Here is a 14,851-nt window from a genome sequence, read left to right on the forward strand (position 1 = left end):
CGGCAAACCCATAACCGCGCGGGCCTGTGATTGACACAACCTTCTCTGTGCCATAATAGTTCATTAAATCTTTCTCAGTCGCGCGTCCACGCAGGAGTTGATAGTAAAACTTCTTCCGATTATGACTTCCTAGTATGTAAACATGCGGACCGCTGTTTATATCAACATCTGTCAAATAAAAGAAAAATTTAATAAACTTATAATCATCAAGGTCGCAGTGAAAAACTTGTGCTGCTTTTGACTGTTCAAAAAAAGTTGCATTCGCAGGAAAACTCCAGAAAAGCGAATTTGCTATATGTACAGGTTTCGCTTTAATATATCTTGCTGCAATTTCTAGTAAAACTGGGTCATTTTGTAGCATCTGAATCGCTTGGCATTGCGATGCAGTATTAAAATATTTAGCCAATAATATTTTTTGCTTGTAGTACATTTGCACTTTGTCTTTCTCATGAAACCGAAAACCAAGTTCCGGGTCTTTTCCTGCATAGCAATTTGTGTTACTAGCAAACTCTAAGATGTTTTCGACTATGTGTTCAGGTAGCTGTAAACCTTGATACATTCCTTCTTTTTCTAGGCTAGTAACCACATAGTCTATATTAACATTGGTAAAAATACTTGACTTTTGATTATTGCTGATATCCGGCACATCTTTATGATTATAAATACCTGTTTTGCATCTACGGACGACCTCAAATCGCCCTATTCGTCGCATGATAAACCATTGAGGATTACTAATCAGCTCTTTAAAACCGTTATTAAGATAATCAATTACCTTGATATGAAAACTCTGGAAAAAGTCTATCATAGTTTTTACTTTTCTCTCGCCAACTTATTGATTAAAATCGCTCATAATTTAATTTAAATTTTTCTTTACTAAAAAATATAAAGTTAGTATCAAGATGCTAATCTTAACTATAGAATTTTGATTTAAAAAGAGTTTCAAGCTACAACTGAATGATCGTAAAACCTAAATATAACAACTAGTAAACATAGAGTGACGCCAACTTAATTAGTTCATACGTATTTCTGTTTAATATAACCAAAGTTCTTTAAGTAAAAATATTTTTTATAAAAAAACATTTGTAAAATTTTTGAAATGATAAAATTCTTACACAAGATAATATACATAAATCAAAAACCCAAAATTAAATGGCCGATGAATATTTATACCGCTATCCACCTCTATATCCAGGTATTTTAGTAAAACGCTATAAGCGGTTTTTTGCCGATGTCGAACTTGCTTCAGGAGAAATAGTTACTGCTCATTGTCCGAATACAGGACCAATGACAGGAGTCTCAACACCTGGTAGTACAGTTATGGTATCAAGAAGCGACAATGAAGCACGTAAGTTAGCTTACACTCTTGAACTTATACAGGTACACGATAACGAACCAACGTGGGTGGGTATTAATACAGCTTTACCAAATCGAATAGTTAAGTTAGCACTTTCGCAATATTTATTTCCAGAACTAGGGAATTATACTTTTGTTAAGGGTGAAGTACCTTATGGAATAAACAAAAAGAGTCGTATTGATTTTTTATTAACAGGAAATAATACTTTTATACCAACTTATGTTGAAGTCAAAAATACAACTTGGACTTCGGGTAGATTAGCGTTGTTTCCCGATACTGAAACAACGCGCGGACAAAAGCATTTACGGGAACTAATGGCATTATTACCTTCAGAGCGCGCGGTAATGCTGTATTTTATCAATCGAGGAGACTGTACAGCTTTTGCTTCCGGTGACAGTGCTGACCCCGTGTATGGCAAGTTGTTGAGAAATGCTTATGCTATGGGAGTTAAAGTATTGCCCTGTCTATTTGAGGTTACTCCACTAGGTGTTCGCTACCTAGGTTTAGTTCCATACGTAGAGACGTGATTTATCAGGTCTCAATTCTCACAAATTAAGTTGATTGACGCTCACCTGCCTAAAGGCGAGGTGATTCACTACCTTAACACTGATTACATCACGAAAACGTTTACGTTTTCACCTAGTTTTCATCCCTGCCCTCAAGGATACTGCTGGCGAATAGGGGGTAGTACCCATCATTTCATGAAAACAGGCGTGTAGAGACCGAACATGTAAGGTCTCTACATTTCCGGAAATGACGCAAAATCGTGATACTGAGGGGTCAAACCTATCATTCGCCAGCGGTATCCTGAAGGGTCAGGGTTTTCAACATATTTCTTATAAAAAAGCAGGCGCCTTCAAGACGACTGCTTAACATTACTTAGAGATCGAGGTTGACTTTTACTGAAATGTTTACTTTAGAGTACCTAAAACAGTTGCGGTTTCTGTTTCAGTAATTGTAGGAGCAAAGAGTTTTTGAGCATAAATGCCAGGATTTGATGCTGCTATTTGCGTGTAAGCAGAGCGAATTTGAGTATTAATTGCAACTGTCTTCACGTCATACATTTGCATTGTGAGCTTGGGATACAAACCAATACCAATAATTAGTACTAGGAAGCAAGCGGCAATAAATACTTCGCGCGGGCTAGCATCTCGGTAAACAGATTTAGTTGGGAGTACGCAGTCAGTACCAAAGCAGACAACATCTTCTGTTTCTAAAGTTTGCAAACCATCACTGCCAATTTCGCACTTAAGTACGCTTCCATTACCGTAAAACACTTGTTTGAGTAAGCTTAGTAGGTAAATTGGTGTGATAATAACTCCGACGGCTGCAAGGAAAACTGTAACGGTACAGAAGGTTGAACTGTAAATGTCGCTACTTGTAACGCCGATGAAGACTGCGAGTTCACTAGCAAAACCGCTCATCCCAGGTAAAGCTAACGAAGCCATTGCGCCAATGGTGAATAATGCGAATACTTTGGGCATTACCTGACCAACACCACCCATTTCTTCCATCATCATTGTATGAGTACGGTCATATGTAACACCAGCTAAGAAGAACAGCACTGCTGCGATTAAACCGTGGGAAATCATTTGTAACATCGCACCATTGATCCCCAAGTCGGTGAAGGAGGCAATACCTAGCAGCACAAACCCCATGTGCGATACTGATGAATACGCCAACCGACGTTTCATGTTCTTCTGAGCAAACGAATTCAAGGCGCCGTAGACAATATTAATGACACCAAGAATAGCTAAAACTGGTGCAAAGTAAATGTGGGCATCCCCAAGAAGCTCCATATTGACGCGAATTAAACCATAGCCGCCCATTTTGAGCAACACACCCGCCAAAATCATTGAGACAGGAGCAGAAGCTTCGCCGTGAGCATCTGGTAGCCATGTATGTAACGGAAAAATAGCTAGTTTTACACCAAATGCAATCAGCAATCCTGCGTATAAAACAAGTTCTAAGCCTATTGGATAATCTTTCAAAGCGAGAGTGGCGATATCAAAAGTCAAATCACCACCACCGTAAAGCCCCATTCCAAGGGCTGCTACAAGAATAAATATAGATGCCGCCGCTGTATATAGTATGAATTTTGTAGCTGCGTAACGGCGTTTTTGTCCACCCCAAATCGAAACAAGTAAATAAACGGGAACTAGTTCAACTTCCCACATAATAAAGAACAGCATCAAGTCTTGCGCGACAAATACCCCTATTTGCGCCGAGTATAAAACCAGCATCAGCGCGTAAAATAAGCGTGGTCGTCGGTCAACTTGCCATGCTGAGAACATAGCTAGTGTCGTCACAAACCCCGCTAAAAGAACAAGCGGAACCGACAACCCATCAACGGAAACAGCCCAGTTCAAACCTAACTGGGGTATCCAGGCATAATTCTCCGCAAGCTGGAATCTCGCACTAGTCGCATCGTAGTGCCTCCAAAATGCATAGCACATAAGCACTAAATCGGCGATACCTACTCCTAAAGCGTACCATCGCACTTGCTTGCCATCTTTATCAGGCAAAAATGGAATTGCAAGCGAAGCAACTAGTGGTAAGAAGATAATCGCGGTCAGCCAAGGAAAATGTTCCGCCATCATGTCAATAAGAAAAAATACTCATTTTTGTTATGAAGTCATTCTACTAAAGTTTGTAAAGTTTTGTTCATAAGTCTTTACCATAGTTATCCATAGCACTAATTTATAGTGCAATTTCGTACTTAATTTGCACTTAAGTAGTATTTCCGTAAACTGAGCGCTATATCATTAATAAAAATTAACACTCTGTAATCTCAGGTAAACATACCTAGAATTAATTTGATATTGTCATCAAAGCATAACAATCTATTGCGTTTTCAAAGTTGGCAATTAGATGCTCAAAAGTATTAAGTAAACAGGGGATAACACGAGACTCAGTATATATGTTCTAAAAATTGCAGCAAGCCACTGTTAAAAAAGTGTAGTGTGCCAGTGGCTGTAATTGGCTGTAAATAGATAAAATTTTCGTGTCGGTAGGCATAGTCGCGCTCTAAATTTCCTGCGCTCACTATGCATTTTTGTATCAAGTAGGCTAAGATTATTAGTCCTGAGTGTCAAATCCGTTTGGAATTGATTAAAATACGTTGTATACAATAAGAACAGTTTGTCAAGTCTCACAGGGCTGACATTTCAGTAGCACGTTCGCGTGCGATTAAAATTAAATAAGCTAAAGTTAAATTAATCTGCTGTTAGGGCTGATTCTGACTACACGTCCGCGCCAGACAGTGCGGTTGTTCCAACTTCAAGCGGAGCCACTTGATTGAAATAAGGCTCATTATGTCAAAATTTACGTGTTTGTAGCTTTAAAAAAGCGTGCAGGCACATGTTTGTGGGAAAAGGTGCCCGATGGAGGTGGTAACCACTTTACTGTTTGGGCATCTATGCTCGGGGTTACTGTAAGCTCCAGCAGTTTCATAAGGGAAAACCCAAATATTTTACCCATCTGTTCTGCAAACCCTGTAGATACCTCGGAGGAAATACCAAACCGGAATGGCGCTCTTGCTGCGCGCCGAGCAGCAAATTCCACTCAAAAAATATTAATTAAGGAAGTGTAATGTAAGACTGCTAAAAATTTTTAAAGAGCGTATGGCACTTTATATTCCGGTTAGTTTTGGCTTGCTGACCAGTTAATAGAGGTTTTGGCAAATACCTTGAACTTTCATGTAAGAGCGCGTTTCCCGGAATTTTAAACTCCGATATACGTGTTTGGAAAAGTTGAGGTATACAGTTGCCACTCGAAATTTCTATTTGGTATAACAGGCTTTTGACAATTTTAAATTATTCATGGATATTACACAAAATAAGTGCAATTTCTGTGAAACAGGCTACAATCTAAAAAGTCTTGACGAAAAAATATCCGCACTTACCATTAGTAAAGATGTTTTTTGCAAAGGCAATTTAACCGCAAATTTTTTGCGAAGGCAACAAAAATCCTTTTTCAACTAAGAAAACAAAAATGCCAATCACAATTTTACAGCCGCTACTACTCCATTCGTTGAGAAATCAAGAAGTGGTGGTTAGTATTTGTGTGCGGTAGTTTGAAAAAGCCCTAAAGCATATATATCGAAGTAGGGCTTAGTTTCAGAAAAGTATAAACATATTTTTTTGAATGAAAATATGTAGCATTTCTGAACATTTTTTAGCTAAATTAGTCATTAACCTAATGATAGGTATGACAGTTAACGCTCTATTTATTTAAGAGCAACTGCAATACCTTGAGTAATTGATTCTGCAAGGAGCATGAGGAACGCGGCATGAACCAGGCTAACAACGTACTCGAAAATATATTTCAGCCTGACCTAGAAGTAGCAAATCAGCCTGATTTCGAGTTAGAGGAACTTTTAATAGACGACGAAGACGACTTGTTACTTAACGATGAAGGCGAGATAGATGATTTTCTAGAACCAGCATCTGAAGAAGATGAGGCAAAGTCTGGAAAAGCCGCTAAATCTCGTCGTCGGGCACAGTCTAAGAAAAAGCATTACACCGAAGATTCGATACGTCTCTACTTACAAGAAATTGGTCGAATCCGTTTACTTCGTGCGGATGAAGAAATTGAATTAGCGCGTAAAATTGCTGACCTACTTGAATTAGAGCGAATTCGAGAAAGGTTGTCGCTGCAACTAGACCGTGACCCTAGAGATAGTGAATGGGCAGAAGCAGTACAGTTAACATTACCACAATTCCGGTATCGTTTGCACGTTGGACGTCGGGCAAAAGATAAGATGGTGCAGTCCAACTTGCGTCTTGTAGTTTCAATTGCCAAGAAATACATGAATCGCGGGCTGTCTTTCCAAGATTTAATACAGGAAGGAAGTCTTGGTTTGATTCGTGCGGCTGAGAAGTTTGACCATGAAAAAGGTTACAAATTCTCAACCTACGCTACATGGTGGATTCGTCAGGCAATTACGCGCGCTATTGCAGATCAATCACGCACTATCCGTCTACCTGTCCATCTCTACGAAACAATTTCTCGTATCAAGAAAACAACTAAGCTACTTTCTCAAGAAATGGGTCGTAAACCTACCGAGGAAGAAATTGCTACCCGTATGGAAATGACTATCGAGAAATTAAGGTTTATTGCGAAGTCAGCGCAATTGCCTATCTCGTTAGAAACCCCAATTGGTAAGGAAGAAGATTCTCGATTAGGCGATTTTATTGAATCGGATGGTGAAACACCAGAAGACCAAGTTTCTAAGAATCTATTACGTGAAGACCTTGAAAAAGTCCTCGATAGCCTTAGCCCTCGTGAGCGCGACGTACTTCGTTTACGCTATGGTTTAGATGACGGTCGCATGAAGACCTTAGAAGAAATCGGACAAATCTTCAACGTTACGCGCGAGCGGATTCGCCAAATTGAAGCAAAAGCGCTTCGCAAGTTGCGTCACCCCAACCGCAATAGCGTATTAAAAGAGTATATTCGTTAATAGCATTTTTGTCCATCTAAAACAGGTTAACAGATGTTAACACTTGTTAACGGGAGCTTAAAAATGCAATCTTCTACTTTCAATTAGGTAAAAGCCTGGGAGTTGTTTCTTCCAGGCTTAATTTTTTTGTCTGGACTTATATAGCAATCTAGTGGGCAGTGCCCACCTACCACATTGAAAATTAATTAAGAAATATTACAATAAATTTACTTACGTAAAAATCCTGGGAAGACAGGCAGGTATCTTCCCAGGTATTATCACATCTATAGGGTATCAATTTTAAGTAGCCAAGCTTAGACTTAGAGAATTCCCCAGAAGTGTAAAAATCCTTTGCCTGAAAAAATTTCGATTAGAGTTGCTGCCAAAAAGCCTATCATTGCTAGACGACCATTCCAAATTTCAGCTTGTGGGGTAAAGCCCCAGCGCCAAGCATTACGGTCTGCAATTACTGGTGCGTTGATATTGGTTGTTGCTGCTGTATTTTGCATGACTGGAACTCCAAAGTAAAATTAAAAGTTAACTGTCTTATGTAAATAAATATAACAAATATTTTCTTTTTTGTTACAAAACTTTAATAAAATCATACTTGAGACTGAATGTGATAAAAAATACTAATATATTACAGCCAACTTAAGTATACTAAAACACAAAAAATCAGCCGCGCGAGAATTATGCTGCACGGCTGATTCATGAGATTGAATTATCTCTATCGTATTTCGATAACCGAGATTATTTTCTCATCACGGTTAAGTTGAAGGATGTTTTCACCTGTACTATCGCGGTTGGATGTTGCTATAGTATCAATCGCAACACGAACAACTCGTTGATGGTTAGTTATTAAGGCAACTTCTTCTGTCGTCGCAATTGCAATTCCAGCTAAAGCATCAGTTTTGTTGGTGAACTTACAAAACTGAGTACCAATATCGCCTCGATTCGCCATTCGTAAACTGTTTAGGGCAATTTGCTTGGCATAACCTAGTTGAGTAACCAGCAGTACGCTAGCTGTATTTTTCATACTGACACAACCAGCCATTGTTTCGTTCAAGCGTAGACGCATTCCTTGTACACCCATTGCAGTGCGTCCCATTACTGGAAGTTGTTCGTCATTGACTGCAAATCGTAAAAGGCGCCCACCGGAACTTGCCAATAAAAGTTGTTCGCCTGGGTTTGTAAACTGAGTTACTAACAGTTCATCATCATCTTTGAGCTTAGTGATAGTGATACCTCGACGTGTAAGGCTTGTGAACTCTGTCAAAGATAATCGCTTGATACGTCCCTGTTTAGTTAATAAAATCATTTCACCCTGTTGAGGGTTATCTGGCTGCATAAACCGGGTAATGATTGCTTCGGTCGCGCCTTGAGCAGTGTTGCTAAGTAAGGTAATTAGTGGAGTTCCACGAGCGTTTGACCTTCCCGTTGATAGGGGAATATCACTAACTGCAACTGGATAAACTTTGGCGCCACTGGTAATTATAAGTAACTCCTTATCGGTTTGAGTTTCTACCGTCTGGAGAATAAAATCATTTTCGGACAAATTACCGTCAGTTTTTGGCTTTTTGCCGTTAGGTTGAGAACGTCGAACATAACCACGATGGGTAAGTTCAAGCGTTGCGTCTTCAACTTTAATATCAAGCTTTGGAGTTAGATTTGATTTTGTCTCGTCAGAGGAATTTTTTCTTGTTCCCTTACTTGGTTCGATAATTTCCTCTGTCACCATTCGCGTTCGACGCTCATCGCCAAACTTTCGCTTTAGAGTACGAAAATCTTTTTTCAGAGATTTTAGTAACTCTTTACGGTCACCCAACAAACGCCGTAATAAGTTAATTTGCTCGCTTAACTCATTAAACTCTTGCTGGAGATTTTGCTGTTCTAAGCTAGTCAGACGACGTAATGGCATTGCCAGTATTGCATCAGCTTGTTGCTCGCTCAATTCCAACCGACTCGCAATAGTTAATTTTGCAGTGCTCCCATCAGGCGCCTGACGTAATATACTGATGACTTCATCTAAATTAGACAAAGCTTTGAGCAAACCTTCAACCAAATGTGAGCGATTTTCTGCCTTACCCAACTCATAAGTATAGCGGCGTACTAACGTCTGCTCACGGAAATGTAAAAACTCCAGCAATAAATTACGTAAGCTCAACTGCCTTGGTTGACCGTCTACCAAAGCCAACAAAATGGCGCCAAAGTTAGTTTGTAAAGCAGTTTGATGATACAAAGCTTGAAGTATTTCAGTTGGGTTAATGTCCCGCTTGAGTTCAATAACAACTCGCATCCCATCACGGTCACTTTCATCACGGATATCGGAAATACCATTCAACCGTCCTTGGTTAACAAGTTCGGCAACTTTTTCAATCCAAGCCGCCTTATTTACTTGGTAAGGTAACTCGGTGATAATTATTGCTGTTCGCCGCTTCGTTCCTCTAGTTGCCGCTATTTCCTCAACTGTCGCAATTCCACGTAAAACTATACTGCCACGACCCGTAGTATATGCTTCGCGAATTCCCGAATTCCCAACAATTTCCCCACCTGTTGGAAAATCTGGACCAGGTATCAATTCAAACAACTTACTATCTGGCAACTCTGGATTGTCGATTAGCGCAATTAACCCATCAACTACTTCGTTCAAATTATGCGGGGGGATATTCGTTGCCATTCCCACAGCAATACCGGCACAACCATTGAGTATCAAAAATGGTAATTGTGCAGGTAGAACCGTTGGTTCTTGCTGCGAGTTATCAAAGTTACCAATAAACTCAACGGTTTCTTCGCCAATTTCGGTTAACATCCCTTCATAGCTGACGGGAGCAAGGCGCGTTTCTGTGTAGCGCATCGCCGCTGGAGGGTCGTTATCCACGCTACCAAAATTACCGTGACCCGCAAGTAAGGGATAGCGACTGGAGAAATCTTGAACCAAACGTACTAATGCGTCGTAAACCGATTGGTCTCCGTGTGGGTGATATTTACCGAGAACATCGCCGACAACGCGCGCGCATTTTCGATAAGGTCGTTCGGGTGTTAATCCCAATTCGTGCATCGCGTATAAAATACGACGGTGAACAGGCTTTAAGCCATCGCGTACATCGGGTAACGCTCGCCCGACAATTACACTCATGGCATATTCAAGATAAGACCGTTGCATCTCGGTGTGCAAGGCTGTGGTGACTACCTGTCCCGCTGAGAGAAGGTTTAACTGTTTCGCCATGAGTTTTTACCTGATATCTAATCTATACAAACAAGGCTGTTAGTTTTGAAGAATGGATGTTGCTGTGTAAGGCTTTGCAACTGCGGTATTCAGAGCGTTACAACACAATTTTGATACAAGACAGGATAAAAACAGTAGTATTATCCGTATTGGAAGAAGAAACATATGGATTGATAAAAAGGAGACTTTCAACCTTTGCTCAAAAAGCAGGTGGTCATCCCCCACACCCAACACGTTAAATTTTTATGAAAACAGTATTGATTGTCGAAGACGATCTGATTAACGCTCGCGTTTTTTCCAAGATTTTGATCAAGCGGGGCGGCTTAGATGTTAAACACACGGAAAACGTGGAAGAGGTAATGAGAATTGCCCAATCAGGAGATGCCGACATCATTCTGATGGATGTTTCGCTATCTCGAAGCGTTTATCAGGGTAAGTCTGTTGATGGTATCAAAATTACACAAATGTTAAAATCTGACCCACAAACTTCGTCTTTACCAATTATTTTGGTAACAGCACACGCTATGGAAGGAGACCGTGAGAATTTCCTCAAGCAGAGTGGCGCCGATGGCTACATTTCTAAACCTGTTGTTGATCATCAACAGTTTGTAGACCAAATCGTGGCACTTTTGCCTAAAGACGACAAAGCTTGAAAATGTTTGCGCTATTGACGGGAAAATCCCTTCATGCATACAACAAATCCGAGAAGCCGTTTTGGAATTACCCCAAAATATCACCTTTTAGTTCGTTTTAGCTTGACTAGAGTTGGTCGAGCTATTGCTTTTTAATCTTTACAATATATATGTACTATATTGTGCGTAATCTTGCAATAGGGAAATAAAAATTGGGAAGATGAGAAGGTGGGAGCGTAAGAAATATGCACTCCCACACTCCCATCCTCTTATTGTGGTCTTTGTTGTCTAGCTTCAGGGCTAGAGTTTTGTTCAATAGCTGCTTGAATGCGAGGTATGGAGACAAATTTCTTGGTATCAGTGAGCAAGCGTGAACCCCAGAGGTTTTGTTTAAGAAACTCTAAGTCAGCGTAACGCTTGTCGATACGTAATGCTTGTTCTCCAAGTGCAAGAGCTTGCTGCTGGTCGCCTTTGGTATACAATGCAACAGCTAATGCCATTAATGGTTCAGCAGCTTGTTTATCTAGCACGACAGCAGCTTGCCATTGCTTGATGGCACCGGCAGCGTCACCTTGTTCATATTTGATTAAACCGATATTGTTAATGGCAGGCCAGAATTTTTTATTTTGAGCTACTGCTTTATTGTATTGGGCTACAGCATCGGGTAATTTCCCAAGCATGTAATAAGCGTTACCCAAGTCAAATAATCCTTCTGGGTCTAATGGTTTTAATCTTAAACCTGAAGAGTAAAATCCAGCAGCTTCTTGATATTTTTGCTGTTGAAAGTGGACGGAACCCAGAGCAAACTGAACGTCAGCATTCTTGGGATTGAGTCCTTGAGCCTTCCTTAAGGAAGCGATGGCATTATTATAATCTTTCGTTTGTAAATACAACCCGCCCAAAAGAAACCAGACTTTATCGTTTTTCGATGCGAGTTGCGATGCCAAGCGCGCGCGTGGTAAAGCGAGTTCATACTGCTGAAACTGTCCTAGCGAAGCTGCTTCTTGAGCTAAAGAAAGCCCTTGTTTTTCCAGTTTCGCTGCATCCAGTTGCAATGTATGTGGTATCAAAGCTTGTGCGTTAGCATTTTTGGGCAACATCCACAAGCTACAAACCATTAGAAGAGAAATTAAACCAGTTTTTTTAGGCACACTACCGCCTCAATTGCCATAAAATCAAAGAATCTTCCGCTAGCTTAAACTATCTACGGCTTTGACGACAGCAATATTTTACCTAGAAAGGCGCCGCTACCCCTCATAAACCGTAGTTTTTAATAAATTTTAAACACAGAAGCGTAGGTTTGATACCGTCTTGTGAGAAATTGTTGAAAGTGTAAAAACTTTCTTAAACTGATTAAAAATATAGCTCCTCCAAATGGTTAACGATACCGAATATATCAAACAAGCCGAAGCAACGCGCGTCAGAGTTCTGAGTGAAGCTTTACCCTACATCCAGCAATTTGCAGGTCGTACCGTAGTAGTAAAGTACGGTGGTGCGGCAATGAAAGACAGTAAACTCAAGGATACAGTCATTCGTGATATAGTTTTTCTGTCTTGTGTGGGTTTACGTCCCATCGTCGTTCATGGAGGTGGACCAGAAATAAATAGCTGGTTAGACAAGCTCGGTATCGAAGCGCAGTTCAAAAATGGTTTACGTGTCACTGATGCACCAACAATGGATGTTGTCGAGATGGTGTTAGTAGGGCGTGTAAATAAAGAAATTGTTGCTTTAATTAATACTGCTGGTGGAAAAGCCGTCGGGTTATGTGGCAAAGACGGTAACTTAATTAAAGCCCGTCCTCAAGGTCAAGAAGGAATCGGTTTTGTTGGAGATGTAAGTAGTGTTGATGTTACAATACTTAATACTTTAGTTGAGAATGGTTATATACCAGTAGTTTCCAGCGTTGCAGCGGATGAAACCGGACAAGCTTACAACATCAATGCTGATACAGTTGCTGGGGAAATAGCTGCCGCACTCAATGCAGAAAAATTAATACTACTAACCGACACGCGCGGAATACTCGAAAATTATAAAGACCCATCAACGCTTATACCCAAACTTGATATTCAAGAAGCGCGCGACTTAATTGGAACTGGAGTTGTAGCGGGTGGGATGATACCAAAAGTTAATTGTTGTGTTCGTTCACTTGCCCAAGGAGTAAAAGCAGCGCATATCCTAGATGGTCGCATACCCCATTCCCTACTCCTAGAAATCTTTACCGATGTTGGTATTGGCACAATGCTTGTTGGGTCACATTTTACACCGTAACGTATCAGTAGCTACTAATGCATTATTACTAATAGAGTTAGAGACGCGATGTTCCTCGCGTCTCTACTGTGTTATCTGTGGTAAAAAATATCAGTAGTATCTGATTATGGAAAACTATACATAAACACAGAGCCTTTTCTTGGTTGGCGCCGATAATAAGGATTATTGATTATTGTTGGGTTGATAATAGTCGAGTTGCGAATATTAGGGTTTACTAATACTGGATTAACTAAGGTAGAGTCATTCACATACTGCCTAACATGTGGGCGCCTGTATACCCTAACTTCCGGAAACAAAATATTATTACTAGGATTATTAGGGAACAAACTATTTGTGGGATTTTGATTAAATAAACTATTGGTAGGTGGAAATAAACTCCGTCCTCCAATTGGACTTACAGGATAAGAAGTAGGAATTGGGCTACCGTAAATGTACTGAGTAACTTGGGGGTAAGTGGTAGTGTGTTGGTAAATAACTGTTGAGTTTTGGGCAAATGATGGAGACGCTACTACTAATGTGGCGCCAACCAAGCACGTTAAATTTAATAAACGTGATACTTTGTAGGCGCCTCTACATGGACTCAAGAGTTTTTTAAACATGATTTTATTTTTAGTTAGTTAACAAAGAAACCGGGTTTTAGTGAGACACGAAAAGTTCAGCTTTTACTTATTCGCTAATTGTTCTAAGAATGAGCCAAACTCAGCAATATTGTTTGCAGTAGCAGCTTTTTTGTGGATTTCGCTAAGGCAAGATAAATCCTCGATTTGATTTAACTTTTCAACAACTTTAGAAGGCGCATTATTGGTAAAGCGAACTTTCAAAAGTTCTAAAATGTACTCGCGCGCATTTTCTACCTTTGCTTCTTGTCGTACATCCTGAAAGTACCGTGTTTGTTTCAAATCATCTAAGGTAAACACACACTCTAACTCCTGCTTACAAACCTTAATGATGTTGGGTTACGCGCTTCGCTTCACCCAACCTACATATTAATTTTAGCCATTTAAAATGTGCTTTATGAATGGTCTATTATGCACGATTATCTGGTACTTGTTTTAGAAGTGAACCAAACTCCGCAAGATTCTTAGCAGTAGCGGCTTTTTTTACAATTTCATCAAGATAAGATGATTCTTCTATTTGATTTAACTTTTCTACAATTTTAGAAGGTATATCATTGGTAAAGCGAGCTTCCAAAACTTGCAAAATTTTCTTGCGCGCCTCTTCTACTCTCGCTTCTTGTTGTACATCCTGAAAGTACCGTGTTTGTTTTAAGTCATTTAAGCTAAACATACGCTCTAACTCCTGCCTACTTAGTTGAGGAAATTTGTATACCAATATTTTATCGATTAGTTCTAGGATTTTCTCTTGTGCATCAAAGGATGTTACTTGCTGCCTAGTTTGTTGTGCCAATGCTCTAGCTTTGTTGCCAGCGTTTGCTTCTGGCTCTTGTACTAATTCTATCATTCCTAACCCAAGGGATGAAGGTGAGGATTGTGATAGCTTATCTAAGTACACTATTGACACACGCCCACTCTCAAAAAACTCTTGATACTGTCTTAGTGGGCCTGGGTCAAAGCTCTCTTTGGCAAATATTGCTACCGCGCGCCAATTCTGTTTAGGTTGATATTGGCTATTGAATAAACCTATCTCTCCAAACAAGTCCCAGTAAAAGCTATCTTGCTTGCGGTATTGCACTTCAACAAAATAAATTAGCGTTTCCAAATCATTGGTTGTGGGCAAATATATGCCATCAAAACGAAACGCTAGCTCTTTTACCTCTCTAGAGGAAAATTCGTAACTATCATATTTTGACGCTGACTCTCCAATCAGTTCAAACAATACGCTTGGGACTAATTGAAATAATTGATAGAAAATTGTATCTGTTCTCATTGCTTTCGAGAAGTTATAGACCCCGGTTGATTCAGTATCTA

Annotated in this window: 12 protein-coding genes; 4 read left to right on the top strand and 8 right to left on the bottom strand. The window is 39.9% G+C overall.

All coding sequences use genetic code 11. The features are described from left to right. Positions 1–805, bottom strand: an 805-nt coding sequence (locus AC2JBO_RS03970; protein WP_496952328.1) for a phytanoyl-CoA dioxygenase family protein, incomplete at its 3' end; no start/stop codon positions are given. A gap of 344 nt (positions 806–1,149) precedes the next feature. Here AC2JBO_RS03970 and sfsA point away from each other — a divergent pair. Next, complete coding sequence (gene sfsA, locus AC2JBO_RS03975; RefSeq protein WP_496952329.1) at positions 1,150–1,881, top strand: DNA/RNA nuclease SfsA; 732 nt, start codon at positions 1,150–1,152, stop codon at positions 1,879–1,881. A 384-nt stretch (positions 1,882–2,265) separates the two neighbouring features. Here sfsA and AC2JBO_RS03980 read toward each other — a convergent pair whose 3' ends face one another. Next, positions 2,266–3,954 (bottom strand): NAD(P)H-quinone oxidoreductase subunit 4, encoded by a 1,689-nt coding sequence (locus AC2JBO_RS03980; RefSeq protein WP_496952330.1) that lies wholly within the window; start codon positions 3,952–3,954, stop codon positions 2,266–2,268. A 1,691-nt stretch (positions 3,955–5,645) separates the two neighbouring features. On the opposite strand from AC2JBO_RS03980, the gene rpoD reads away from it, so the two are divergent. Beyond that, on the top strand, positions 5,646–6,818 hold the full coding sequence (gene rpoD / locus AC2JBO_RS03985; protein ID WP_496952331.1) for an RNA polymerase sigma factor RpoD: 1,173 nt from the start codon (positions 5,646–5,648) through the stop codon (positions 6,816–6,818). Between the two features lie 299 nt (positions 6,819–7,117). Here the strand turns inward: rpoD and AC2JBO_RS03990 are convergent, their stop codons facing one another. Together AC2JBO_RS03990 and gyrA are read right to left on the bottom strand one after the other, a co-directional pair. Beyond that, positions 7,118–7,306, bottom strand: a complete 189-nt coding sequence (locus AC2JBO_RS03990) for a CAB/ELIP/HLIP family chlorophyll-binding protein (protein ID WP_496952332.1) — start codon at positions 7,304–7,306, stop codon at positions 7,118–7,120. Between the two features lie 218 nt (positions 7,307–7,524). Further along, positions 7,525–10,023, bottom strand: coding sequence for a DNA gyrase subunit A (gene gyrA / locus AC2JBO_RS03995; RefSeq protein WP_496952333.1), 2,499 nt, complete (start codon positions 10,021–10,023; stop codon positions 7,525–7,527). 245 nt (positions 10,024–10,268) lie between these two features. Here gyrA and AC2JBO_RS04000 point away from each other — a divergent pair, with 245 nt between their 5' ends. Then, positions 10,269–10,676 carry a response regulator gene (locus AC2JBO_RS04000; protein WP_496952334.1) on the top strand — a complete coding sequence of 136 codons (408 nt, stop codon included), beginning with the start codon at positions 10,269–10,271 and terminating at the stop codon, positions 10,674–10,676. A 248-nt stretch (positions 10,677–10,924) separates the two neighbouring features. Here AC2JBO_RS04000 and AC2JBO_RS04005 read toward each other — a convergent pair whose 3' ends face one another. Next, positions 10,925–11,806, bottom strand: a complete 882-nt coding sequence (locus AC2JBO_RS04005; RefSeq protein WP_496952335.1) for a tetratricopeptide repeat protein — start codon at positions 11,804–11,806, stop codon at positions 10,925–10,927. 223 nt (positions 11,807–12,029) lie between these two features. Between AC2JBO_RS04005 and argB the strand changes: the two genes are divergently transcribed. Further along, positions 12,030–12,923: an acetylglutamate kinase gene (gene argB / locus AC2JBO_RS04010; RefSeq protein WP_496952336.1), complete on the top strand. Its 894-nt coding sequence runs from the start codon at positions 12,030–12,032 to the stop codon at positions 12,921–12,923. Between the two features lie 104 nt (positions 12,924–13,027). Here the strand turns inward: argB and AC2JBO_RS04015 are convergent, their stop codons facing one another. The 3 genes from AC2JBO_RS04015 to AC2JBO_RS04025 form a co-directional block, all read right to left on the bottom strand. Further along, positions 13,028–13,522 carry a hypothetical protein gene (locus tag AC2JBO_RS04015; RefSeq protein WP_496952337.1) on the bottom strand — a complete coding sequence of 165 codons (495 nt, stop codon included), beginning with the start codon at positions 13,520–13,522 and terminating at the stop codon, positions 13,028–13,030. A gap of 63 nt (positions 13,523–13,585) precedes the next feature. After that, entirely contained in the window at positions 13,586–13,840 is a 255-nt protein-coding gene (locus tag AC2JBO_RS04020; protein WP_496952338.1) for a hypothetical protein, read from the bottom strand. Between the two features lie 109 nt (positions 13,841–13,949). Continuing rightward, complete coding sequence (locus tag AC2JBO_RS04025) at positions 13,950–14,810, bottom strand: Rpn family recombination-promoting nuclease/putative transposase (RefSeq protein ID WP_496952339.1); 861 nt, start codon at positions 14,808–14,810, stop codon at positions 13,950–13,952. Positions 14,811–14,851: the final 41 nt, after the last annotated feature.

Source organism: Calothrix sp. CBUCES-K 9914, assembly GCF_059640475.1.